Origin of the sequence: Oceanicola sp. 502str15, assembly GCF_024105635.1 — a bacterium.
Classification (GTDB): Bacteria; Pseudomonadota; Alphaproteobacteria; order Rhodobacterales; family Rhodobacteraceae; genus Vannielia.
The window spans coordinates 13805-36930 of record NZ_WYDQ01000001.1 but is presented as its reverse complement, the minus strand read 5'-3'; the positions used below and the strand labels follow the sequence as shown (position 1 = coordinate 36930).

General features: G+C 67.6%; 25 protein-coding genes and 1 tRNA gene. 8 read left to right on the top strand and 18 right to left on the bottom strand.

Going from position 1 to position 23126, the window contains the following annotated elements; genetic code table 11:
* Window positions 1-2 precede the first annotated feature (2 nt).
* Window positions 3-1061, bottom strand: a complete 1059-nt coding sequence (locus GTH22_RS00195; protein ID WP_252942532.1) for a dipeptidase — start codon at window positions 1059-1061, stop codon at window positions 3-5.
* Between the two features lie 126 nt (window positions 1062-1187).
* Window positions 1188-1961, bottom strand: coding sequence for an SDR family oxidoreductase (locus GTH22_RS00190; protein WP_252942531.1), 774 nt, complete (start codon window positions 1959-1961; stop codon window positions 1188-1190).
* A gap of 217 nt (window positions 1962-2178) precedes the next feature.
* On the opposite strand from GTH22_RS00190, the gene GTH22_RS00185 reads away from it, so the two are divergent.
* Complete coding sequence (locus GTH22_RS00185) at window positions 2179-3102, top strand: TAXI family TRAP transporter solute-binding subunit (protein WP_252942530.1); 924 nt, start codon at window positions 2179-2181, stop codon at window positions 3100-3102.
* A 60-nt stretch (window positions 3103-3162) separates the two neighbouring features.
* Window positions 3163-5073 (top strand): TRAP transporter fused permease subunit, encoded by a 1911-nt coding sequence (locus GTH22_RS00180; RefSeq protein ID WP_252942529.1) that lies wholly within the window; start codon window positions 3163-3165, stop codon window positions 5071-5073.
* Window positions 5074-5115: 42 nt separating this feature from the next.
* Here the strand turns inward: GTH22_RS00180 and GTH22_RS00175 are convergent, their stop codons facing one another.
* The gene (locus GTH22_RS00175) at window positions 5116-6012 is read right to left on the bottom strand and encodes a dihydrodipicolinate synthase family protein (protein WP_252942528.1); all 897 of its coding nucleotides are present in this window, start codon (window positions 6010-6012) and stop codon (window positions 5116-5118) included.
* Between the two features lie 120 nt (window positions 6013-6132).
* Here GTH22_RS00175 and GTH22_RS00170 point away from each other — a divergent pair, with 120 nt between their 5' ends.
* From GTH22_RS00170 to GTH22_RS00155, 4 genes are read left to right on the top strand one after another with little or no spacing between them, the layout of a single operon-like run.
* Window positions 6133-6855, top strand: a complete 723-nt coding sequence (locus GTH22_RS00170) for an FCD domain-containing protein (RefSeq protein WP_252942527.1) — start codon at window positions 6133-6135, stop codon at window positions 6853-6855.
* Window positions 6856-6891: 36 nt separating this feature from the next.
* A complete protein-coding gene (locus GTH22_RS00165) occupies window positions 6892-7845 on the top strand; it encodes a sialic acid TRAP transporter substrate-binding protein SiaP (RefSeq protein WP_252942526.1) in 954 nt (317 codons plus the stop codon).
* An 11-nt stretch (window positions 7846-7856) separates the two neighbouring features.
* A complete protein-coding gene (locus GTH22_RS00160) occupies window positions 7857-8333 on the top strand; it encodes a TRAP transporter small permease (RefSeq protein ID WP_252942525.1) in 477 nt (158 codons plus the stop codon).
* Window positions 8330-9604 carry a TRAP transporter large permease gene (locus GTH22_RS00155; protein ID WP_252942524.1) on the top strand — a complete coding sequence of 425 codons (1275 nt, stop codon included), beginning with the start codon at window positions 8330-8332 and terminating at the stop codon, window positions 9602-9604. Before GTH22_RS00160 ends, GTH22_RS00155 begins: the two co-directional genes overlap by 4 nt.
* A 15-nt stretch (window positions 9605-9619) precedes the next feature.
* Here GTH22_RS00155 and GTH22_RS00150 read toward each other — a convergent pair whose 3' ends face one another.
* The 13 genes from GTH22_RS00150 to GTH22_RS00090 form a co-directional block, all read right to left on the bottom strand.
* Window positions 9620-9805 (bottom strand): DNA gyrase inhibitor YacG, encoded by a 186-nt coding sequence (locus tag GTH22_RS00150; protein ID WP_252942523.1) that lies wholly within the window; start codon window positions 9803-9805, stop codon window positions 9620-9622.
* A complete protein-coding gene (locus tag GTH22_RS00145; RefSeq protein ID WP_252942522.1) occupies window positions 9802-10830 on the bottom strand; it encodes a ribonuclease E/G in 1029 nt (342 codons plus the stop codon). Before GTH22_RS00145 ends, GTH22_RS00150 begins: the two co-directional genes overlap by 4 nt.
* Window positions 10827-11405: a nucleoside triphosphate pyrophosphatase gene (locus GTH22_RS00140; protein WP_252942521.1), complete on the bottom strand. Its 579-nt coding sequence runs from the start codon at window positions 11403-11405 to the stop codon at window positions 10827-10829. Before GTH22_RS00140 ends, GTH22_RS00145 begins: the two co-directional genes overlap by 4 nt.
* Window position 11406: 1 nt before the next feature.
* A complete protein-coding gene (gene infA / locus GTH22_RS00135) occupies window positions 11407-11625 on the bottom strand; it encodes a translation initiation factor IF-1 (RefSeq protein ID WP_074254530.1) in 219 nt (72 codons plus the stop codon).
* Between the two features lie 139 nt (window positions 11626-11764).
* The gene (locus tag GTH22_RS00130) at window positions 11765-12160 is read right to left on the bottom strand and encodes a low molecular weight phosphatase family protein (RefSeq protein ID WP_252947539.1); all 396 of its coding nucleotides are present in this window, start codon (window positions 12158-12160) and stop codon (window positions 11765-11767) included.
* 65 nt (window positions 12161-12225) lie between these two features.
* The gene (locus GTH22_RS00125; protein WP_252942520.1) at window positions 12226-12705 is read right to left on the bottom strand and encodes a UPF0262 family protein; all 480 of its coding nucleotides are present in this window, start codon (window positions 12703-12705) and stop codon (window positions 12226-12228) included.
* A gap of 64 nt (window positions 12706-12769) precedes the next feature.
* The gene (gene hisD, locus GTH22_RS00120) at window positions 12770-14071 is read right to left on the bottom strand and encodes a histidinol dehydrogenase (RefSeq protein ID WP_252942519.1); all 1302 of its coding nucleotides are present in this window, start codon (window positions 14069-14071) and stop codon (window positions 12770-12772) included.
* 21 nt (window positions 14072-14092) lie between these two features.
* Window positions 14093-14611 carry a GNAT family N-acetyltransferase gene (locus tag GTH22_RS00115; RefSeq protein WP_252942518.1) on the bottom strand — a complete coding sequence of 173 codons (519 nt, stop codon included), beginning with the start codon at window positions 14609-14611 and terminating at the stop codon, window positions 14093-14095.
* Window positions 14608-15090: a DUF2948 family protein gene (locus GTH22_RS00110; RefSeq protein WP_252942517.1), complete on the bottom strand. Its 483-nt coding sequence runs from the start codon at window positions 15088-15090 to the stop codon at window positions 14608-14610. The genes GTH22_RS00115 and GTH22_RS00110 overlap by 4 nt, the downstream gene beginning before the upstream one ends.
* A 283-nt stretch (window positions 15091-15373) precedes the next feature.
* Window positions 15374-16648, bottom strand: a complete 1275-nt coding sequence (murA, locus tag GTH22_RS00105) for a UDP-N-acetylglucosamine 1-carboxyvinyltransferase (protein WP_252942516.1) — start codon at window positions 16646-16648, stop codon at window positions 15374-15376.
* Entirely contained in the window at window positions 16641-16799 is a 159-nt protein-coding gene (locus tag GTH22_RS00100) for a hypothetical protein (RefSeq protein ID WP_252942515.1), read from the bottom strand. The genes murA and GTH22_RS00100 overlap by 8 nt, the downstream gene beginning before the upstream one ends.
* Window positions 16800-16839: 40 nt before the next feature.
* Window positions 16840-17811, bottom strand: a complete 972-nt coding sequence (locus GTH22_RS00095; protein ID WP_252942514.1) for an HEXXH motif-containing putative peptide modification protein — start codon at window positions 17809-17811, stop codon at window positions 16840-16842.
* A gap of 21 nt (window positions 17812-17832) precedes the next feature.
* Window positions 17833-18003 carry a hypothetical protein gene (locus GTH22_RS00090; protein WP_252942513.1) on the bottom strand — a complete coding sequence of 57 codons (171 nt, stop codon included), beginning with the start codon at window positions 18001-18003 and terminating at the stop codon, window positions 17833-17835.
* Window positions 18004-18085: 82 nt separating this feature from the next.
* On the opposite strand from GTH22_RS00090, the gene GTH22_RS00085 reads away from it, so the two are divergent.
* The gene (locus tag GTH22_RS00085; protein ID WP_252942512.1) at window positions 18086-19057 is read left to right on the top strand and encodes a hypothetical protein; all 972 of its coding nucleotides are present in this window, start codon (window positions 18086-18088) and stop codon (window positions 19055-19057) included.
* Between the two features lie 89 nt (window positions 19058-19146).
* Window positions 19147-19221 (top strand) — tRNA-Thr (locus GTH22_RS00080).
* A gap of 219 nt (window positions 19222-19440) precedes the next feature.
* Here GTH22_RS00080 and GTH22_RS00075 read toward each other — a convergent pair.
* Both GTH22_RS00075 and fdhF read right to left on the bottom strand, forming a co-directional pair.
* On the bottom strand, window positions 19441-19797 hold the full coding sequence (locus tag GTH22_RS00075; RefSeq protein WP_252942511.1) for a hypothetical protein: 357 nt from the start codon (window positions 19795-19797) through the stop codon (window positions 19441-19443).
* A 360-nt stretch (window positions 19798-20157) separates the two neighbouring features.
* Entirely contained in the window at window positions 20158-22950 is a 2793-nt protein-coding gene (gene fdhF, locus GTH22_RS00070; RefSeq protein ID WP_252942510.1) for a formate dehydrogenase subunit alpha, read from the bottom strand.
* Between the last annotated feature and the right edge of the window lie 176 nt (window positions 22951-23126).

The window sequence follows — 23126 nt, the reverse complement described above, 5'->3', positions numbered from 1 at the left end:
GGTCACTCTCCCCATGTCGCGCGCAGGACGCGCAACCAGTTACCATGGGCAAGCTTCTGCATTAGCGCGTCATCCACCCCATGTTTGCGCAGGGCGGCCCGAAGATTGACCATGCCTGCACAATCCTTGATCTCTTCGGGAACCAGCGCACCGTCGAAATCGCTTCCGAAGCCGACGCCGTCTTCCCCCAGAAATTTTATCAGATGGTCAAGGTGACGCATCATGAGGTCAAGGGAAAAGTCGGAAAGCATCTTGCCGTCGGGGCGCAGGAAGGCGGAGGCGTAGTTGATGCCAACCATGCCGCCGCGCTCCGCGATCTGCGAAAGCTGGCGGTCGGTGAGGTTGCGCGAGTGCGGCGTGACGGCATGGGCGTTGGAGTGGGTGGCGACCAGTGGCGCATCGGAGAGCGCGGCGATGTCATCTACGCCTTTCTCGTTCAAGTGGCTGAGATCAAGCATGATTTTCAGCCGGTTGCACTCGGAGACCAGCCGCTTGCCGGCCTCGGTCAGCCCGCCGCCGATGTCGCCGGTGGAGGGGTAGCGGAAGGGCACGCCCTCGCCGAAGACGGTCGGGCGCGACCAGACCGGGCCGAGCGAGCGAAGGCCGCGCGCGTAAAGCGGCTCAAGCTCGGCGCAGCTTTCGGAAATCGCCTCGGCGCCCTCGATATGGGCGACGGCGGCCATGGTTTCGCCGCCCAGCGCGGCCTCGATCTCGGCTGCGGTGCGGCAGATGGTGACGGCCCCCGCCGCCTCAAGCGCCTCGAGCGCGGCAAACTCGCGAGTGATGAAATCATGGGCATCGGACTGCGACAGCCGGGGCGGCAGCGGCAGGTCGTAGGGCGGATTTTCCATCACCTCGTAGCGCAGGGCCTTGTCGGCGGGGCTGGGCACGAACATGGCGAAGAAGCCGCCGCCGAAGCCGCCCGCCCGGGCGCGGGGCAGGTCGATGTGGCCGTCGGGCAGGCCATCGGCCACGTCCTGCGGCGTGATCTGGCCGTTCATGATGCGCAGGAGCGTGTCGTTGTGTCCGTCGAAGATGCGGGGGCTGGGCCAGGCTGTCATGGAGGTATCCGATGTGAGTTTTGCAAAAAGCCTGACATCGGCAAGCATTGGACGCAAGGGGGGCCTTTTCGGCTGCGCCTTATTGGCTGAAGAGACGGGAGCCGGGGTGGCGGGACAAGTCCCGCCCTACGCTTCGGGATACATGCCGGGCACGACCTGATCGAAGTCGATGCACGCGCCGGTCATCACCCCGGCGTTCTCGCTCAGGAGGTAGCTGGCGAGATGGGCGACGTGGGGCGTCTTGACCAGCATCCCGAAGGGGGTCTTTGCCTCGGCCTTCTCCAGCCAGTCGTCGCCGCCGTCGTGATACTTGCGCTGGATCTCGTCTTCGCCGGGCGTATCCATCCAGCCGCAGTTGATGCCGTTCACCCGGATGCGGTTGTGGCTGAGGGTGCTGGCGGCGTTCTTGGTGACATTGACCATGAGCGCCTTGGAGGCCGCGTAGGGCGACAGGAACGACTGGCCGCCGTGCACCACGATGGAGAGGATGTTGACCACCGAGGCCGGGTGGCCCGCCTCGATGGCGAGCTGGGCGAAACGTTGTAGGGCAAAGTAGGGCGAGCGGGCGTTGGCGGTCATCAGCCGGTCCCAGAGCGCGGGGGAGGTGTCGAGCACGGTGCCGCGATCCGTCAGCGCGGCGGAGTTCACCAGCGCGTCGAGGCGGCCCATATGGGCGGCGGCCTTTTCGACCAGCGCCACGGTGGCCTCGGTGTCGAGCAGGTCGACGGGCAGGAAGGTGGCGCCGATCTCGGCGGCCACGGCCTCGCCGCGGGGCACGTTGCGCGAGGCGATGACGAGGTTGGTGCAGCCCTCGGCCACGAGCTGCTCGGCGATGGCGCGGCCGAGGCCCTGGGTGCCGCCGATGACGAGGGCGTGGGTGTTGGCGTGGGTCTTGGTCATGGGGGCCTCCGGCATGGTTTGGCGGGAGCCTATGCCGGGGCGGTCGCGGGGGCCAGAGGGCGGCGCCCCACGCCCTGCCCCCTTTTTGAATGGGCGTTGCGGAAATTGTATTGGATACATATGCCTGCGCATCATCTAGCATGGCACGCCCGGGGCCGCTCGCCTGTTGGCCCCCAGCGGAACATGACGAAAAAGAACATATGACGGGAGGGTCATCATGATTAAGCACATCGGCCTCGCAGCCGCAGTCCTTGGAGCCACCGCCTTTGGCGCGGTGGCGCAGGAGCGGGTATCAATCGGCACCGGCGGCACCGGCGGGGTGTTCTATGCCGTGGGCGCGGGGATGGCGGACCTGCTGACCCGCAAGCTCGACGGCGTGAGCGCCAATGCCGAGGTGACCGGCGCCTCGATCGAGAACATCCGCCGGGTTTCGGGCGGCGAGATGACCATTGGCTTCTCGTCGGCCTCGACGCTCTACGAGGCGAAGAACGGGACCGGAGCCTTTGACGGCGACGCGCAGAACGTGGCGGCGATCGCCTATCTCTACCCCGCGGTGCTGCAGATTGCGGCGACCGAGGCGAGCGGCGCCGCCGGCGTGAAGGATCTGGCCGATCTGAAGATCTCGGTCGGCCCTCCGGGCTCCAACTCCTCGGTCTTCGCCGAGCGGCTGCTGACGGCGGAAGATGCGTTCAACATCGGCAACGTCAGCTTTCTGAGCTATGGCGAGGCGACCGGCGCGATCAAAAACGGGCAGCTCGACGGCTCGATCATTCTGGCCGGCACCCCGGCCTCGGCCTTCATCGAGCTGTTCACCACCGAAGACGTGAAGCTGGTGCCGGTGGTGGCCGATGACGTGAGCGGGCTGATCGAGGAATTCCCGTTCTACGAGGTGGTCGAGATTCCGGGCGGCACCTACGAGGGCGAAGACGCCGCCGTGGTGGCGGTGGGCGATCCGGCGATCCTGTTTGCCGCCGCAGACGCCGACCCGGCGCTGATCCAGAGCATCACCGCCACGCTGTTCGACAACCTCGAAGAGCTGGGCGCGGTGCACCCGGCGGCCAAGAAGATCACCAAGGAGCGGGCCACGGCCACGCCGATTGATCTGCATCCGGGCTCGCAGGCCTATTTCGACGGGCAGTAAGCCCCGATGGCGGGGCTGAAAGGCCCCGCCCAACCCGCCCGCGCGGCGGATGGATCACAGATGACCTCATTGACAGATATTCTCCCCGGCACCGCCCTGCCCCGCTGGGAACGCCTTGCCGCCACCGCCGCCCTTGCGGTGCTGTCGGCGCTCGTGACCGCGCTCTGCGTCTGGTCGGCGTGGTTTGGCGACATCACGGCGCTGGTGCTGCGCTCGACCTTCTTTTCGCTGATGGTCTCGGCCGGGCTGATCGTGGTGGCGGCGCAGCGGGCGGCATGGTTGCGCCCGGTGGTCTACGCGCTGGCCGCGGCGGTGCTGGTGCCCGGGCCCTACCTGTGGGTGAACTACCTGTCGATCGTCCGCTCGGGCGGGATTGCCAGCGACATCGACGTGGGGCTGTTCGTGATCTGCACCGCCGCCGTGCTGGTGCTGGCGCGCTACCTGATCGGCTGGGTGATGGTTGGCCTCGGCGTGGTGGCGCTGGGATATGCCTTCTTCGGCGACCTGATCCCCGGCACCTATGGGCACAACGGCTATTCGCTCTCCCGCGTGACCTCCAACCTCTTCCTGCGCACCGAGGGGCTGTTCGGCCTGCCGATGGGGGTGGCGGTGCAGTATATCCTGCTGTTCTCGCTGCTCGGCACGCTGCTGCTGAAGACCGGGTTGGGGCAGGTCTTCGTGGACCTCGCCCATGCCGCCACCGGCCGCGTGCAGGGCGGGCCGGCGCTGACGGCGGTGGTGTCCTCCACCATGTTCTCCTCGATCAACGGCTCGGCGGTGGCGGGCGTTGTGACCACCGGCACCTTCACCATTCCGCTGATGAAGCGCACCGGCTACCGGCCCAAGGTGGCGGGGGCGATCGAGGCGGCGGCCTCCTCGGCGGGGCAGATCATGCCCCCCGTCATGGGCGCCGCGGCCTTCCTCATGGCCGAGATCACCCAGACGCCCTATGCCACCATCGCCGCCGCCGCGCTGATCCCGGCGCTGCTCTATGTTTTCGCCCTGCTGGTGGGCGTGCGCGAGGAGGCCGGGAAATTCGACCTCGGGCGCGCCGATCCGAGCGAGATCCCGGCGCTGAAGGACGTGCTGCTGAAGCGCGGGCACCTGCTGATTCCGCTGGTCGGGCTCGTGGTGTTCCTCGCCATGGGCTACACGCCCTCGGCGGCGGCGGTGCTGTGCCTCGGCACGACGCTGGTGGTTTCTGTCTTCACCCGGGAAACCCGGATCGGCCCGGTGGGCCTGCTGAAGGTGATGATGGAGACGGTGCGCAACGTGCTGCCGATCGTCGCCGCCGTGGGCATTGCGGGCATGCTGATCGGGGTGCTTACCCTGACCGGCATGGCGCTGAAGCTCTCGTCGCTGATCCTGACCGCGGGCGCGGGGTCGCTGCTGCTGACGCTGCTGCTGACCATGGTGGCGAGCTTCGTGCTGGGCCTCGGGATGCCGACCTCGGCGGCGTACCTGCTGCTGGCGATCCTGATTGCCCCGGCGCTGGAGCAGTTCGGCCTGCCGGTGATCGCGGCGCATATGTTCATCTTCTACTACGGGCTGCTCTCGGCCATCACGCCACCAGTCGCGCTGGCGGCCTATGCCGGGGCCTCGATTGCCGGGGCGGAGCCGAACGAGACGGCGATGGAGAGCATCCGGCTGGGCTTTGTGAAGGTGGTCGCGCCCTTCCTCTTTGTCTATGCGCCGGAGCTTCTGCTGATCGGGACGCCGGTGAACATCGCGCTGGCGACGGTGGCGGCCTTTGCGGGCACCTTCGCGGCGGGCACGGCGCTGACGGGATGGATGATCCGCCCGCTGACGGCGGTTCACCGCGCCGGGTTCATTGCCGTGGCGGCGCTGGAGACGGTGGCGCTGGTCTGGCCGGTGGGCGGGGCGGTGAGCCTTGGGGCCGAGGTGGCCGGGCTGGCGCTGCTTGGTGCCCTCGTGATGGCGCTGCGCGCGCCACGCCCGGCGGGGGCGTGACGCATAAGGGCGTGACGGGCGGGCGCTGTCAGGCGACGGGCCTCAGGGCAGCCATTCGGCAACCTCGGGCTGGCTGAGGAAGGCCGCCACCTTGGCCTCTGCCCCCGCGCCGCGCAGCGCCATGGGCCGCCGCGAGGGGCCGACATCGACCCCGATGTGGGCAAAGCCCGCCTTCATCCCCGGCATGACGCCGACATCGAGCAACACCTCGACGAAGCGGGCGGAGATATCTTGCAGGGCGCGGGCCCTGGCGACGTTTGACTCCGCCAGCGCGGCTTCGAGCGCGACGTAGAGCTTGCCGAGGAGGTTGTAGGTTGTGCCGATGCCGCCATCGGCCCCGATCAGCGCCGCCCCGCCCCAGATTTCATCGGAGCCGAAATAGAAGGTCTTGTCGGGCCGCGCCCGGCGCAGGGCGCCGAACTTGAAGAGGTCGGAGGAGGAAAACTTGAGCCCTGCCACGCCCGGCAGGTCGAGAATGTCGAGCAGGAGGGCGGTGGGCAGCGGGCGGCCGGTGCGCACCGGGATCTCGTAGCCGATGAGCGGCAGGGAGGTGGCGGCGGCGAGCGCCTTGTAGAACGCGAGGATCTCGGCGTCGGAAAACGGGTAGGCGTGGGGCGGCAGGGCGGAGATGGCATGGTAGCCGAGCCGCTCGGCCTCGCGCGCCAGCCGCAGGGTCGGCTCCAGCGCGGGCTGGCCGACATGGGCGATGAGCGTGGCGCCGGACGCGCGGGCGTCTTCGGCCACCACGGCCAGCAGCGCGGCCAGCTCGGCGCTTTCCATCAGCCCGCTCTCGCCGGAACTGCCCGCCACGTAGAGCCCGGCGAGCCCCTGCCCCAGCACGCAGGCATCGAGCCCGCGCTGCCGTTCGGGCGAAAAGCCGCCGTCCTCATCCATCGCGGTCATCAGCGCGGCGTACATTCCCCCAAGCGATTTTGTCATTCTGCCCTCCAACGGCTCCTGCCCCTTTCCTGCCAAACCGTCAGTGGTTTGACAAGAATCGAATCTGGTATTACCAAACCCGAGACGATTAGGAAACCGACACCATCGAGGGAGGGCCGCGTGCTGGCCGCTGGATCATCGGACGACAGGCAGGCGCCGCAGATGATTGCGCAGACGCTGATCGGAGAGATCCGGGCCGGCGTGATTGCCGCCGATTCCCCCCTGCCCACCGAGCGCAGCCTGTGCAGCCGGTTCGAAACCTCGCGCCCCACCGTGCGGGAGGCGCTCGCGCTGATGCAGATGCGCGGCTACATTTCGGGCGGCGGCGGGCGGCGGCCACGGGCCACCCTGCCCTCGCTGCTGGCGGTGCTACAGGGCGCGGGCGGGATGATCCGCGAGATCCTCGGTGACGACGAGAGCGGCGCCCATATCGAGCAGATGCGCAACTTCATCGAGACCGGCGCCGTGCGCGAGGCGGCCACCCGCGCCGACCCGTTGCAGGCGGCCAAGATCCGCGCCGCGCTGGAGGCGAACTTCGGCGCCATCGGCACCCCCGATTTTGCCGCCACCGACATTGCCTTTCATCGCGCCATCGTGGCCGGGATCGGCAACCCGGTGATGCTGACGCTGCACGACATGTTCCTGTCGGAGATGCTCGCCGCGCGCCCGCCCGAGACCGACCGCAGCGCCCATGACCGCGTGGTCTACGAGGAGCATCGGGGCATCTACGAGGCGGTTCTGGCCGGCGATCCGGCGGCTGCCACCGAGGTGATGGAAAAGCATCTCTACCGGTCATGGCGCTCGCGCCTTGCCGATCCGAAACCGGCCAATCCGCCGGACTGATACGAAAGACACCCAGGGAGGACTACCAAAATGCTGATGAAACACCTGTTCGCCGGGGCCGCCGCCTTGGCGCTGCTCTCGGGCACCGCAGAGGCCCGCGAGCTGACCTTCGGCACCCAGAACAACGAGACCTCGAACCTCTACAAGGGGATGGACGCCTTCAAGACCAAGCTCGAGGAAATCTCGGGCGGGGAGCTGACGGTGACGCTCTTTCCCAACGCCCAGCTCGGCGACTTCAAGGCCATGGTGGCGATGCTGCAGGCCGGCGAGCTCGACATGGCCGCGACCGGCTATCCCGACATGTCCTACGTGATCCCCGAGCTGACCCTGATCGGCGCCCCCTACGTGGTGGAGGATTTCGCCGATCTCGAACGCATCGTCGCCGGGCCGTGGGGCCAGGAGATGGAGCAGAAGTTCGAGGCCGAGGGCGTGAAGGTGGTGGACCTGTGGTACTACGGCACCCGGCAGACCTCGGCCAACAAGCCGATCGAAAGCATGGAAGACCTCAAGGGCCTGCGGATGCGCACCCCGGGCGTGCCCTTCCTGATCGCCTATGCCGAGGCGGTGGGCGCCACCCCCGCGCCGGTGGCCTTTACCGAGGTCTACCTCGCGCTTCAGACCAACCAGGTGGACGCGCAGGAAAACCCGCTGCCCACCATCGAGGACATGAAGTTTTACGAGGTGCAGTCGTCGATCGCGATGACCAACCACTTCGTGGCCAGCCAGGCGATCCAGATCTCGATGCAGACCTGGGACAGCCTTTCGGACCAGGAGAAGGCCTGGGTCGAGGAGGCGGCGCTTGCGGGCGGCGATGTGAACGACGCGGCCAACGTGGAGGCCGAGGCCGCGCTGGTGGAGAAGTTCGAGGCCGCCGGGCTGACCGTGACCAAGCCCGACCTCGCCCCCTTCCGCGCCGCGATGAAGGGCTATTACAGCGAGCTCGAGAAGGAGTTCGGTGAGGGCGCCATTGCCCGGGTTCAGGGCAACTGAGCCGCAGAGCGATGCGCCGCCGTGCCCGCTATTCGCCCGAAGGCGTCTTTTCGACGCTGATCTTCTGCGGGCTGATCGTGGTGATCCTGATCCAGATTCTGGGCCGGACCCCGTTGTTCACGGGGCCGGTCTGGACCGAGGAGCTGGCCCGCTGGCTCTGGGTGTGGATGGTGTTCATCGGGATCGGAGAGGCGGAGCGGACCAATGCTCAGCTGCGGATGGACCTGCTCGGCGGGCTGTTGAAGGAGCGCGGACGGATGATCCTGTTCACGGCGATCGACCTCGTCTACTTCGGGGTCGCCTGCCACCTCGTGTGGATCGGCTGGAAGACGGTGGAGCGCACCTGGCGCAACGCCTCCGTCACCCTGCCCGCCCCGGATGGGGCAATGTACCTGGCCGCCTTCCTCGGCATGATCCTCGTGGTCTGGCGGATTGGGGCGCGGCTGCTCGGCAAGGCCGGGCGCGACGGTGACGGGGTGGTGCTTTGACGCTCTTTCTGGTGGCCTTCGGATGGCTGATGATGGTGCTGATCGGGGTGCCGATCGGCGTGGCGATGATTCTCGTGGCGATGGCCTATTTCCACTACACCGGCATGGGGCTTTCCTTCGCGGTGCAGCGCATGGCCGACGGGCTGAACAGCTTTCCGCTGCTGGCGGTGCCGCTGTTTCTGCTGGCGGCCTCGATCCTGAACTCGGCGGGCATCTCGAACCACCTCTTTGGCTTTGCCCGCGCGCTGGTGGGCCATATCCGGGGCGGGCTGGGGCACGTTAACGTGCTGGCATCGCTGTTCTTTTCCGGCATGTCCGGCTCGGCCATGGCCGATGCGGGCGGCTTGGGGAAGATGGAGATCGACGCCATGCGGGAGGCCGGCTACGACGAGGAATTCGCCGGTGCCATCACCGCCGCCTCCTCGATGATCGGCCCGCTGGTGCCGCCCTCGATCACCATGGTGCTCTACGGGGTGATCTCGGGCACCTCGATCGGGGCGCTGTTTCTGGGCGGCGTGGTGCCCGGCGTGCTCTGCGCCTTTGCCCTGATGGTGATGGTCTGGATCTATGCCGGCAAGCGCGGCTACCCGGTGGACCCGCGCCAGACGGCCGGTGAGATCGGCCGGCGCTTTCTGCACTCGCTCCCGGCCCTGATGACCCCTGCCGTCATCATCGGCGGCATCTTCTCGGGCTATTTCTCGCCCACCGAGGCGGCTGCGGTGACGGTGGCCTATGCCATTGCCATCGACCTGATCTTCTACCGCGAACTCACCTTCCGCCGCCTGTGGGACGCGCTCTATTCCACCGCCGCCACCTCGGCCGCCATCGGCACGATCATCGCCGGGGTGAGCCTGATGGGCTACGTGCTGGCCCGCGAGCAGGCCCCGCAGCAGATCGCGGCGCTCTTCCTCGGGCTGACCGACGGGCCGGTGAGCTTTTTGATCGCGGTGAACGTGATGATCTTCGTGCTCGGGGCCTTCATCGAGAGCCTCGTGATCCTGCTGATCGTGGTGCCGATCCTGGTGCCGATCGCGCTTGGATACGGGATCGACCCGGTGCACTTCGGCATCATCATCGTGCTGAACCTGATGATCTCGATCCTGACGCCGCCGATGGGCATGGCGCTGTTCATCGTGGCGCAGGTGGGCAACATCCCGTTCCAGAAACTGGCCTTCGCCATCCTGCCCTGGCTGATCCCGCCGGTGGTGGTGCTGATCCTGGTCTGCGCCTTCCCGATCCTCTCCACCGGGCTGCCGGGGTTGATGCGGTGAGCGGGCGCGGGATGTTCAGTGCGGTTTGGGGGGCTCTTCCTCGCCGGTGAGGCGGAAGGCTTCCTCGATATCCTCTGGGTCGTCGGAGGGCACCGCGTAGGCGCCTGTCAGCCATTTGCCAAGGTCGAGGTCGGCGCAGCGGGCGGAGCAGAAGGGACGATACTTGGGCTGGGCTTCCTTCGAGCAGATCGGGCAGCTCACTTGACCTCCTTCGGCAGCGTGAGGGCGAGCGGGAGGCGCTCGCGTTTCCTTTGCATCTCATACTGGCCAAGGGGCGTCCAGCCGGCCAGCACGGTCTCGATCGGGTCGGCGCGGAAGGCGGCCTTGAGCGACTGCTCGAGCTGCTTGCGCTGGCCCTTGGGCATGGGCGCGAAATCGACCACCACCCGCCCGCCGAGGCCTCGCAGGCGCAGGGCGCGGGGCAGGGCCTTTGCGGCGGCAAGGTTGGCCTTGAGCGCCGCCGCGGGAGACATGTCGCCCGCGGTGTTCACATCGACCGCGACAAGCGCGCGGGTCGGCTCGACATAGAGGGTGGCCTCCCCGGCCCGCTCGCGCGGGCCCTGAAGCGCGGCCAGCGCATCGAGCACGCCGTGGCTCTCGAAGCTGCCGGGCTCCGTCACCACCTCGGCGGGCTGGGTCCACTCGCGCCATGCGGTGATGTGGGGGCCGTCGCCGGGGTGGATCTCGCCCGGGGCGCCCTCGGAAAGCGCCTCCTCGGCGGTGGCGATCATGGCGGCGATGTCGTCTGCGATCTCGTCCTCGGCGGCGCCGACGCAGGAGGAGCGCAGGATGAGGCCCCAGTCGCGGCCCTCCAGCGCCTCGAGCGCGGCGAGCTTGAGGCGGTCGCGCTCGTCTTCGTCGCGGATCGAGCGGGCGACGTTGACGCCGGGCGCATCGGGGGTGACGATCACGTAGCGCGACTTGAAAGTGAGGGCGCGGGTGACGGGCGGGGCCTTTTCGACCTCGGCATAGCCGGTGACCTGCACCACCAGCGGCTCGCCGGGCGCAATGCCCTTGGCCTGACGGAACCAGAAGCGCTGGCCCTCGGCGGCCAGAAAGATGCCCCCCTGCCCCTTTGCCTGACGCTCGGCCCTGGCGCGCCAGATCGCGCCGGGGCGCAGGGTGCCGGGGGCGTCGATCAGCAGGTCGTCGAGCCGTCCGTCGACCATGAACGCGGCGGCCTCGCGGCCTGCCACGTGGTCGAGAATGATCTGGGTGCCCTTCATGTCGCGGCTCCGTAAAGCGGGTAGCCCGCCGCCACCAGAAGGCTGGCGGTTTCGGCCACCGGCAGCCCCATGACGGCGGAGTAACTGCCTGATATCCATGGAATGAACGCGCCCGCCGGCCCCTGGATGGCATAGCCGCCGGCCTTGCCCTGCCAGTCGCCGGTTTCGAGGTAGGCGAAGATCTCGCTCTGCGAGAGGCGCTTCATCTTGACCGAAGTGACCACGTCGCGCTGCCACATCCCGGCCTCGCTGCGCACCGCCAGCGCGGTGATGACGCGATGCCTGCGGCCCGAGAGCGCGCGAAGGAACTCGCCGGCCTGCGCCCGCCCCTCGGGCTTGCCGAGGATGCGGCGGCCCAGCGCCACGGTGGTATCTGCGGTGAGCACGATCTCGCCCGCGCCGGGCGGAAGGGCCTGGGCCTTTTCCACCGCCATGCGGGTGCAATAGGGGCGCGGAAGCTCCCCCTTGGCCGGGCTTTCATCGATGTCGGCGGCGCGGATTTCGTCGGGGGTGATCCCGAGCTGGCCCAGCAGCTCGCGACGACGCGGGCTGCCGGATCCGAGGATGAGTCGCATCTTACCGGAAGCGGTAGTTGATGCGGCCCTTGGTCAGGTCATAGGGCGTCATCTCAACCTGCACCTTGTCGCCGGTGAGGACGCGAATCCGGTTCTTGCGAAGTTTTCCTGCCGTATGCGCGATGATCTCATGGCCGTTTTCCAGCTCGACCCTGAACGTCGCATTGGGCAGGAGCTCCTTCACGACACCGGGAAATTCGAGCAGTTCTTCCTTGGCCATGGTCACTCCGTTGTTGCATACACGCCGCACTGTGGCGGACGCGGCACTAGATGCGCCCAAGTGCGCATGAAATCAAGCAGAAATACCGGCCAATCGCCGCGATGTGACCTTTTTGATCGACGCCGGGGCCGTGGCGCTGTCAGCCCTTGGTGGGTGGGCCGAAGCGCTGCTTCATGCGGGCGAGCAGCTGGTCGCGGACCTGCCGGTAGACGCCCATCTTGGCCTCGCGGGTCTCGCCGAGGCCGGAGGGGTCCATGATAGGCCAATACTCGACGTCGAGATGGAAAACGCGTGTCATTTCAAGCGCCTGGCGCTGGGAGGCGGGCGAGAGGGCGACGATGAGGTCGAAGCCGGAGAGGTCATCGCCCCATTGCTGCATCTCCTCGAAGCTGCGGGAGCGATGGCGGTGCAGCTCGACCCCGATCTCGTCGCAGACGGCGATGGCGAAACCGTCGACGTCGAGATCGTTGTAGACCCCGGCCGACTGCACGTAGGCATCGTGGCCGTAGAGCTTTTTCATCAGGCCTTCCGCCATGGGCGAGCGCACGGCGTTGTGGTCGCAGCAGAACAGTACCGAGGAGGGGAAGTCCTTGCCCAAGCCTAGCTCCCGAAGTGCAGCACGCAGATGAGCGTGAACAGCCGGCGGGCGGTATCGGTATCGACCTCGGCCTTGCCCTCGAGCCGCTCCTGAAGCACCCGCGCGCCCTCGTTGTGGATACCCCGGCGGGCCATGTCGATGGCCTCGATCTGGTGCGGCGGCAGCTTCTTGACCGCGTCGTAATAGCTTTCGCAGATCTGCCAGTAGTCTTTCACGACCTGCTTGAAGGGCGAGAGCGACAGGTGGAAGGCCCCGACTTCATTGGCATTTTCGTCGGAGATGTCGAAGACCAGCCGGCGCTCGCGGATGCACAGATGCAGGCGGTAGGGGCCCGGGGGAAGCTCGACGCCCTCCCGCCCGTCGGGGATGAAGCTGTTGTCCTCGAGCAGATCGAAAATCGCCACCTTCCGCTCCTGCTCGATCTCGGGCGTGGGCGGGGGCAGGTTGGCGTCGTCGATCTCTATATGGCAGATGCGGCTCATTCGCTCGTCTCCGTGGCTGCTGAAAGCTAGCCTGCGGGCGCGGATACTGCAATGCAGCGAAAGCCTAGCGGTTGAGCTTGTCGAGGCGGGCGCGGATGGAGAGGCCGTGGGCTTGCAGGCTCTCGGAGGTTGCGAGGGTTTCTGCGGCGGGGCCGATGGCGCGGAGGGACTCGGGGGTCATCTTGGCGAGGGTGGTGCGCTTGAGGAAATCAAGCACCGAGAGGCCCGAGGAAAACCGGGCGGAGCGGGCGGTGGGGAGCACGTGGTTGGGGCCGCCGATGTAGTCGCCGATCGCCTCGGGGGTCCACTGGCCAAGGAAGATCGCCCCGGCGTGGTGAATTTTTTCGCTGAGTTTCTCGGGGTTTGCGACGCAGAGCTCGAGGTGCTCGGGGGCGATGCGGTCGGAGAGCTCGGCGGCCTCGTCGAGCGAGCGGACGGTGATGACGGCGCCGTTATCGCGCCAGCTGGCCCCGGCGATCTCGGCGCGTTCGAGGGTTTGCAGGCGGGTGTCGATGGCCTGCGATACGGCCTCGCCGAAAGCGGCGTCGGTGGTGATGAGGATGGACTGGGCGGAGGCGTCGTGCTCGGCCTGGGAGAGCAGGTCGAGGGCGAGGAAATCGGGGTCGTTCTCGGGGTCGGCGATAACCAGGATTTCGGAGGGACCGGCAATCATGTCGATGCCGACCTTGCCGAAGACCCGGCGCTTGGCGGCGGCGACAAAGGCATTGCCGGGACCGGTGATTTTATCAACCGGGGCAATGGTTTGCGTGCCATAGGCCAGGGCCGCCACGGCCTGCGCGCCGCCGATCCGGTAGACGGTTTTCACCCCCGCCAGGCGGGCGGCGTAGAGCACGAGGGGGTTGGCTTCGCCGCCCGGGGTGGGGCAGGCGATAACGAGGCGTTCGACCCCTGCGACATGGGCGGGAACGGCGTTCATCAGCACCGAGGAGGGGTAGCTGGCGAGGCCGCCGGGCACGTAGAGACCGGCGGCGGACACAGGGCCCCAGCGCCAGCCGAGGGTGGCCCCGTCGGGGTCTGTCCACTCGGCATTTTCGGGCATCTGGCGCACGTGGTAGGCGCGGATGCGCTCGGCGGCCAGCTCCAGCGCGGCGGCCTCGGCGGGGGGCACGCGGGCGCAGTGCTCGTCGATCTCGGCCTCGGAAAAGGCAAGGGTTTCAGGGGTTAGCGAGAGACGGTCGAACTTTTCGGTCAGCTCGATGACGGCGGCATCGCCGCGCTCGCGCACGTCGGAGATGATCCGGGCCACGGCCTCGTCGACATCGGGCGAGTCCTCGCGCTTGGCGCTGAGGAGGGCCAGGAAGCGGGCTTCGAAATCGGCGTCGCGGGTATCGAGAAAGACGGGCATGGGCTCTCCTTTGGCCGCCTCTTACCCGCCTGCCCCGCCGCCCTCAAGCGGATCGAGCAGGCGCAGCATGTGGAGTTCGTCGTGGTAACACCCGTTAACGCAGAGCGCGCGGGGGCTGCGGCCGACCTCGGCAAAGCCTTCGCGCAGGTAAAAGGCGCGGGCACGGGGGGCGGCGGAGGAGACGTAGAGCTCGACCTGCCCGACCCCGGTTTCCGCGGCCAGCGCCACGGCGGCCCCGAGCAGCGCGGAGGCAAGCCCCGAGCCCCGGTGAGCGGGTTGCAGATAGACCGACATGACAAAGGCGCGGTGGCCGATCTTGGGCCCTTCCTCGCGCATATAGAGCAGGATGCCGACCAGTTCGCCGCCCGCGAAGGCACCGAAATTATCGCCCATTTCCAGACGGTTGGCATAGTCGAGATCGGTCTTCTGGCGGGCCTGCTCGAGATCTTCGCCAAAGGCATCCGGCGCCTCCTCCAGTGCCTCCAGACGCAGGGCGCGAAAGGCCTCGGCATCCTGCGGCCCGAGGCGGCGGATGCTCACCCTTCTGGGTGCTCCGGGGCCTTGCGGGAGGGGGCGACATAGGGGCGGGTGACATCCTTGAGCACCACGTCGAGGCACTCGACCTCGAGCCGGATCGCCCCGTCGCCCGCGAGGGTCAGGGTGAGCGCGCCGGCGCCCTCTTCGCCCTCTTCCCAGGTCATTGCCAGCAGGGAGAGGATGGTATCGGCGTCGGAGCGGTCGATTCCCATGGTGGCGACGCCCATCACGTCGCCCACCCGCAGCACCGATTGCACCCGCTCGTAGGGCCGGCCACGGGCCTCGGCGCGGGCCTTGTCTTCCCAGCGGAAGCGGTTGAGCAGCAAGGCAAATTCGCGTGCTTTGCGGTCAAACTTCATCTCGGTGATCGGAAAGACGGCATCCTGCACCAGCGAGGAGACGATGGGCAGCGAGCCATCGTCCATGGCGGCGATGTAGATCGGGCGGTCCGACCCGTCTTCGAACTTGGCGTCTTCAGACACAGGTTGCCTCCGAGGCGCGGATGTTTGGCGTTTTTCCCATTGCAGGAATGACATAGGGGTTTCGGCCCGCGCTCACAAGCGCAGGTTGCCGTGAGGGCATGGCGCGGCGGCGGGGCACCGTACAGGCGGGTTAAAGGCGGGGCGGCTGTTAACCTTGGTTAAATGTCACATCCCGTGCACAGCCGGTACACAAGCTGTGCATACGCGGTTTTTGCAGGTCTGGCGCGGGTTGCGGCACCGTTCGCGCGGGAGCGCACAGCGGGGCGGCGGGAGTGGCGAGCTGTCAGTCGCCCTCTTGCAGACGCTCGATATGGGCGCCGACGCCGGAGAGCTTGCGCACCACATGCTCGTAACCGCGATCGAGGTGATAGACCCGGCTGACCACGGTTTCGCCCTCGGCGGCCAGACCGGCGAGGATAAGCGAGACGGAGGCGCGCAGGTCGGTCGCCATGACGGGCGCACCCTTGAGCTTGTCGACGCCGGTGACGGTGGCATGGCCGCCGTGCACGTCGATTTTGGCGCCCATGCGCATCAGTTCGGGGGCGTGCATGAAGCGGTTCTCGAAGATCTTCTCTTCGAGCACAGAGGTGCCCTCGGCGGTGCACATCAGGGCCATCATCTGGGCCTGAAGGTCGGTCGGGAAGCCGGGGAACGGCTCGGTGACGACATCGACGGCGCGCACGCGGCCGTTCTTGCGCTTCACCTTCAGGCCGCGGTTGGTTTGGGTGACCTCGATCTCGGCCTCTTCGAGCTTGTCGGCAAAGGCCCCGACCAGCTCACGCTGGCCGCCCAGCAGCTCGACCTCGCCGCCGGCGATGGCGGGGGCGAGCATGTAGGTGCCCAGCTCGATCCGGTCGGTGACGACGGGGTGGGTGGCGCCGTGCAGGCTGTCGACCCCCTGGATGGTGATGGTGCCGGTTTCGGCCCCCTCGATCTGCGCGCCCATCTTGTTGAGGCAGTTCGCAAGGTCGACGATTTCGGGCTCGCGGGCGGCGTTCTTGAGGACGGTTGTGCCCTTGGCGAGCACGGCGGCGAGCAGGGCGTTTTCGGTGGCGCCGACGGAGACGAGGGGGAAGGTGAATTCGGCCCCCTTGAGGCGGCCGCCGATGGCCTTGGCGTGGACGTAGCCGTCGCGCAGATCGAGCTCGGCGCCCATGGCTTCGAGCGCCTTCAGGTGCAGGTCGACGGGGCGGGCGCCGATGGCGCAGCCGCCGGGCAGCGAGACCACGGCGTGGCCGTCGCGCGCCAGCATGGGCCCGAGCACGAGGATGGAGGCGCGCATCTTGCGGACGATGTCGTAATCGGCCTTGTGGTTGTTGATGTCATGCGACGACATGGTGAGCACCTTGCCGTCTTGCAGCGAGGTGACCTCGCAGCCGAGCGATTGCAGCAGGGCCGTCATGGTGCGGATGTCGGAGAGGCGCGGCGCGTTGGTGAGCGTCAGCGGCTCTTCGGAGAGCAGGGTTGCCGGCATCAGGGTGAGACAGGCGTTCTTTGCGCCCGAGATCGGAATGTCTCCCGAGAGGGCGCCGTTGCCCTTGACCACGATTCTATCCATTTTCGCCCTCTTTACCGCTCGATACTGCCGTTTCGTTTGTTGTCTTGCCGGCGCGCGCTTTTGCCTGTGCCTTGCGGCGGGCCATGTTGGCCTTGAGCGCCTGCTTCAGCCGCTCCTCGCGCGATGCGCCGGGTTTGCCGCTTTTGGTCATGAAAGAGCTTTAGGGGAAGGGCGGCGCGGCGTCCATACCCTCAGGCGGCGATCCAGTTGCGGGCATTGCGCAGGATGGTCTCGCCGGTGGGGGAGAGCAGGCCGTGGGCCTCGATCACGCCGTTGCCGGCGTGGAAATTGGCGCGGTCTGAGCGGGCGGCGGCGAGGGCCTGCTGGTGCTCTTCGGGGGAGAGCAGGCCGGAGGCGGCGAGCCCTTCCATCGCCCAGGCCATGCGGGCGGAGACGAAGGTGGCGTGGTAGATGCCGTCCATCGGGCGCGGATCGGCGCGCAGGGGCGAGGCGAAAAGCGCGCCCTCGGCGTTGAGCACGAGGGGGTCGTCGATGGTGAGGCCGAAGAGGAGGGAGTGGGCGCTTTCATGGGCCAGCACCTCGGCGATGGCGAGGCGGGTGGTGTGGAAGCGCGGGTTGAGCAGCAGGAGGCCCCAGAACTGGTAGTGGGAGGCGCCGTCGAACTGCATCGTCGCGTCGTCGGGCGCGGTGGCGGCGACGACGTGGTGGGTGATGGTGGTGATCTCGGCGTGGAGCGCGGGAAGCCCGGCGCACAGCAGGTCGAGGCCGGTGTCGAGGAGGGTGGCGAAGGTGGCGGCGGTCTCGGGTGCGACCGGGGCGAAGCAGGCGGCTTCCTCGCCCATCTGCCGGTCCATCAGCCCGTCGAGTTCCCCTGCCCCGCCGCGCGGCGAGACCCGGAAGGGGGCGCGGCCGGCGCGGACATCGGCCAGCAGCGCGACGGCATCGGCCTCCACCTCGGCCTCGCGGCCCTCAAGCAGCGCCGTGCCGATGAGGAAGTAGCGCGCGAAGGCCTCGGGCCCGACCCGCTGGTTTTGCAGCAGGCGGGCGGCTTCGGCCAGGGGCGTTGCGGCGGGATGATGCGCCTCGGCGCAGGCCTCGGCGAGATGCGCGAGGCTGGCCGAAAGCTCGCGGTGCATCCGCGAGTCGAGAAATCCCGCCCGATCGGCATCGGGCGGGAAAGCCAGCAGATTTTCGGGTGTCATGAGGTGAGAGGCCGCCCGGGCTCAGCCTGCGGGCGGCTTTACACCGCCCTTGGTCCCCATCTTGATGCTCATCGGGCCGGTGACCTTGCCGCCGACGGCGCCGCCGCCCTTGCCACCCATCTTGAGGCCGCCTGCGCCCTTGCCTTCCAGCCGGAAGCCGAGGAGCTTTTCTGCATCAATCTTAACGGACATCGAATGTTCCTTTGAAAAATCCTGTGGGGCCGATTAACCTTTACATCTCTCAGCCTGTCAAGGCGCCGTTCCGAGCCTTTTCATGCCTGGCCTGCCCCGACTTGTCATCTATGCCACCACCCGGCGGCTGAACACCTTTCGCGAGATCCGGGCGAAGGCCCCGAAGGCCGGTTTTCGGGTGAAACTGATCGGCTACGAGGCGGCGGCCCGGCGGATGCGGCTGCCGGCGGGCAGCGCGATCTTTACCGACTTCGAACGCATGTCGCCGCCCTGGCTGGAGGTGGCCGCCGCGCTGCGCGCCCGTGCCGCGGGCAGCGGCGCCCCGGTGCTGAACGATCCGTCGCGCTTTCTGCCCCGGGGGGCGCTGCTGCGGGCGCTCGGACGGGCGGGCATAAACCGATTCGGCTGCTGGCTGCCGGTGCTGGGGGAACGCCCCGAGCGGTTCCCCTGCTTCTTGCGCACCGGCTGGGCCCATCGCGGCGTGATCGGAGACCTGCTGCACAGCGCCGAAGCGGCACAGGCCGCGCTGGAGGCAGCGCTGGAGGCCGGGCACACGCTGAGCGACCTGCTGTTCGTGGAATACGCCGGGCTGGCGCGGGAGGACGGGATCTTTCGGAAGCGGGCCGCCTACGGGCTGCGGGACGAGGTGATTCCGGCGCTGACGGTGAGCCAGCGGCACTGGGTGGCGAAATCGGGCGAGGTCGGCCTTGCCAGCGCGGCGCAATATGGCGCCGATGCGGGCGAGATGACCGACTATCCCCACGCCGACACCGTTCGCCGGGTGATGGCGCTGGCGGGCCAGAGCTTTGGCCGGGTGGACTTTGGCCTGACCGCGGAGGGGGTGGCCGTATTCGAGCTGAACACCAATCCCTACATCCGTTTCGGCACCGGCCACCCCGACCCGCAGAGGGCCGGGACGCAGCGGGAGATCGAGGCAAGGCTGATGGCAAGCCTCGCCCGGCTGGCCGCAGAAGGCACCGGCGCCGAAGCTCCGCGACTGGCCGGCGCATTCGGCTGGCGCGGACGCCTGCGATTGACCCCGAAAATGCCGTGACAGGGGGCTTGCATGTGAGCGCGACTGATGTAAAAGGCCCCTCACGCTGCGCCCGCCGAGTTTGACCGGCCGGGTCGCAGGATGAGAATGCTGTGGTAGCTCAGTGGTAGAGCACACCCTTGGTAAGGGTGAGGTCGAGAGTTCAATCCTCTCTCACAGCACCATCTCTCTCCCCGGATTGATTTAGCGACCGCCCTGCCCTGTCGTGGGGCTCGACCGACGCGGGTCGCTGGCGCGACCCACTGGGACGAGAGGTCTAGCCTCTCTCACAGCACCATCTCTCTGCCCGAATTGTTTTATTGACCGCCCTGCCCTGTCGTCGGGTTCGACCGGCGCGGGTCGCTACGCGCCCCCGGGTTTTGAGGGCGCGTTGGCGTGGGGGATCAGCCGTTGACGAAATAGTCCATGACCCAGCCGAATTCTTCGCGAATGGAGCCGTTCATGGCGAGGGGGCCTGCGATGGCTTTCCAGCCGGGGCGGACGGTGTCGCCGTTGTTGGAGATGAAGGTCGTGCCGCCGCCGCCGCCGGGGCCGCCGCTGAAGGCGAGCATGGTCACGCCCATGCGGATGTCGCCGCCCACGTTCGGGCGCGGGCCGCCGTGGATGTTGGAGAGCCGCATGTGCAGGTGCGGGTGGTCGGTGGTGCGGGCGCCGTTGTAGTAGAGGTCGCCTCCGGCGCCGGATTTCCAGCCGCGGCGCAGGAAGGCATCCTGCACTTCGTAGGGCATCATCTTTGTCATCTGGCAGGCTCCCCTGTGGTGTGGGAGCACCGTATTGACGTTGGGTCAATCTGTCTACTGGTGGCAGCGATGCTTGGGGTGGAAAGCGGTGTTTGCCCTCCCCGATACTGGCGAGTTTCGGCGCGGGGGCACTCCGCGCTAGGTTGAAGACGTCGGAACTCCCTCCCGCACCGCGGATCAGCCGACAGCGCCCGTCTTTCCCCTGAGGCGGGCGCGATCCGTTTGGGGCCGTGAGTGGGGGATGGGGCGGCCTGGGGGCCAGCCCTGTCGCCCTTGGGCTCGGACCGATGGCGACCCCCGGAGGTATTCTCAGGAGAATGACGGGGGGAACTTTAGGCCAATTGTTCTGATTGCGGGCGCTCAGGTGGCGGCGCGGATGCGGGCGGCGGCGAATTTGAACTCGGGGATCTTTCCGTAGGGGTCGAGTTGTGGGTTCGTGAGGAAGTTGGCCGGGGCGTCGCGGAAGCAGAAGGCGATGAAGAGCATGCCCTGGGTCACGTCGCGGTCTGCCCGCAGGGTGAGGGTGATGTCGCCGCGGCGGGTCTCCACCGTCACCTGCTGGCCGCGGGTGAAGCCCATGCGGCCGATGTCGCGGGGGTGCATGGAGACGACGGGCTCGGGCTCTTGCGCATTCAGCGCGTGGCTGGTGCGGGTCATGGCGCCGGTGTGCCAGTGCTCCAGCATCCGGCCGGTGGTGAGGACGAGGGGGAACTCGTCATCAGGCATTTCATCCGGCGGGACGAGATCGGTGGGGACGATGCGGGCGCGGCCGTCTTCGGTGGGGAAGCCGGTGTCGAAGATCACCTCCTGCCCCGGCTCGTCGGGGGCGTTGGCCGGGTAGGTGACGGAGCCTTCGGCCTCGATCCGCTCCCATGAGATGTTGTCGAGCGAGGGCATGAAGCCGGCCATCTCGGTGTAGATCTCGGAGGGATCGGTGTAGGTCCAGCCGCAGCCGATGCCGTTGGCGACCTGCATGATGAGTTCCCAGTCCTGCCGGGCTTCGCCGGGTGGGTCGAGCACCGGGCGGCCGATTTGGACCTGCCGGTTGGAGTTGGTGTAGGTGCCGAGCTTTTCGGCCTGCGAGGAGGCCGGCAGGATCACATCGGCGTGCCATGCGGTTTCGGTGAAGAAGATATCCTGCACCACGAGGTGTTCGAGCGAGGCGAGCGCGGCGCGGGCGTGGTGCTGGTCGGGGTCGGACATGGCGGGGTTTTCGCCCTGCACATACATGCCCTTGATCTCGCCCGCGTGGATGGCGTGCATGATTTCGACCACGGTGAGGCCGCGGGCCGGATCGAGGGTACGGCCCCATGCGTCCTGATACTGGGTGATGAGGTCGGCGCTCTCGACCGATTTGTAATCGGGGTAGAACATGGGGATCAGCCCGGCGTCGGAGGCGCCCTGCACGTTGTTCTGGCCGCGAAGGGGGTGGAGGCCGGTGCCGGGGCGGCCGACGTGGCCGGTGATGAGCGAGAGCGCGATCAGGCAGCGAGAGTTGTCGGTGCCGTGGACGTGCTGGGAGATGCCCATGCCCCAGAAGATGATGCCGCGCTCGGCCTTGGCGAAGGCGCGGGCGATGGCCTTGATCTCATCGGCAGGGACGCCGCAGATCGGGGCCATTTCCTCGGGGGTGAAGCCTTTGACCTTTTCGGTGAGGGCCTCGAAGCCGGAGGTATTGGCCTGGATATATTGGGTGTCGGTCAGGCCCTCGTCGATGATGGTGTGGATCATGGCGTTCAGCAGCGCCACATCGCGGCCCGGCTCGAAGACCACGGAATGGGTGGCGTGGCGCATCAGGCCCTGGCGGCGCGGGTCCATCACGATGAGGGTGGCGCCGTTTTTGGCGGCCTGTTTGAAGTAGGTCGCGGCGACCGGGTGGTTCTGCTCGGGGCGGGCGCCGATGATGATGATGCAGTCTGACTTCTCGGCATCGGTGAAGGGGGCGGAGACGGCGCCGGAGCCGACGCCTTCCATGAGGGCGGCCACGGAGGAGGCGTGGCAGAGGCGGGTGCAGTGATCAACGTTGTTGGTGCCGAAGCCTTGGCGGACGAGCTTTTGGAAGAGGTAGGCCTCTTCGTTGGTGCCCTTGGCGGAGCCGAAGCCGGCGAGGGCCTGGCCGCCGTCACGGGTGATGATGGTTTTCAGGCCGCCGGAGGCTTTTTCGAGCGCCTCCTCCCAAGTGGCCTCGCGGAAGACCTCGTGGATGCGGTCGGTGGAGAGCTTGGCGTGGGCGTCTTTCGGGGCGTCGTCGCGGCGGATCAGGGGCTTGGTCAGGCGCTCGGGGGAGAGCACGTAGTCATAGCCGAAGCGGCCCTTGATGCAGAGCTTGCCGCGGTTGGCGGGGCCTTTGCGGCCTTCGACCTGGATGATCTTGTTGTCCTTGACGGAGAGTTCGGTCTGGCAGCCGACGCCGCAGAAGGGGCAGACGGACTCCACCTTTTTCTCGGCGTATTCGGTGCGTTTGGTGGCCTCTTCGTTGAGGAGGGTCTTTTCCATCAGCGCGCCGGTGGGGCAGGCCTGCACGCATTCGCCGCAGGCGACGCAGGAGGAGAGGCCCATCGGGTCGTTCTGGTCGAAAACCGGCAGGTTATGGGTGCCGCGGGCGGCCATGCCGATCACGTCATTGACCTGCACGTCGCGGCAGGCGCGCTCGCAGAGGGTGCAGGAGATGCAGGCGTCGAGGTTGACGGCGATGGAGGGGTGGGAGGCATCGCGGAAGATGGAGTCGACCGGGATTTCCTTGCGCGCGCCGGGACGGGTGGAAGGGAAGTGAGTTTCGGCGAGGCCAGCGAGTTCGGCCTGATGCCAGAAGCGGGCGTCCGGGTCGGGCGAGGTTTCGCGGGCGGGCATGTCGGAGGCGAGCAGGTCGAAGACGAGGCGGCGGTTGGTGGTGACGCGGTCGGTGGCGGTTTGGACCTTGAGGCCTTCGGAGACGCGGCGCTTGCAGGAGGCGGCCAGCACGCGCTCGCCCTCGATTTCCACCATGCAGGCGCGGCAGTTGCCGTCGGAGCGGTACTCGGGGTCGTCCTTGTAGCAGAGGTGCGGGATGGCGGTGCCTTCGCGCTTGGCGACCTGCCAGATGGTTTCGTGGGCCTCGGCGGTGACGTCCTTGCCATCGAGCTGGAAGGTGACGGTGGTGGGGAGGTCTTTCATCGGGCGGTCTCCGAGGGGAGGGTGTTCAGGGTGCGTGTGGTGCCGGCCCGGTGCGCGCCGTAAGGCGCCGGGCAGCGCCGGCCCGCCCCCCGGGTCGGCGCTTCGGAGAGGTTGGGCGATACCACTGCGGGAAGATGACCACGGCACCATAAAGTGCCATGCACCAACCTTGGTGC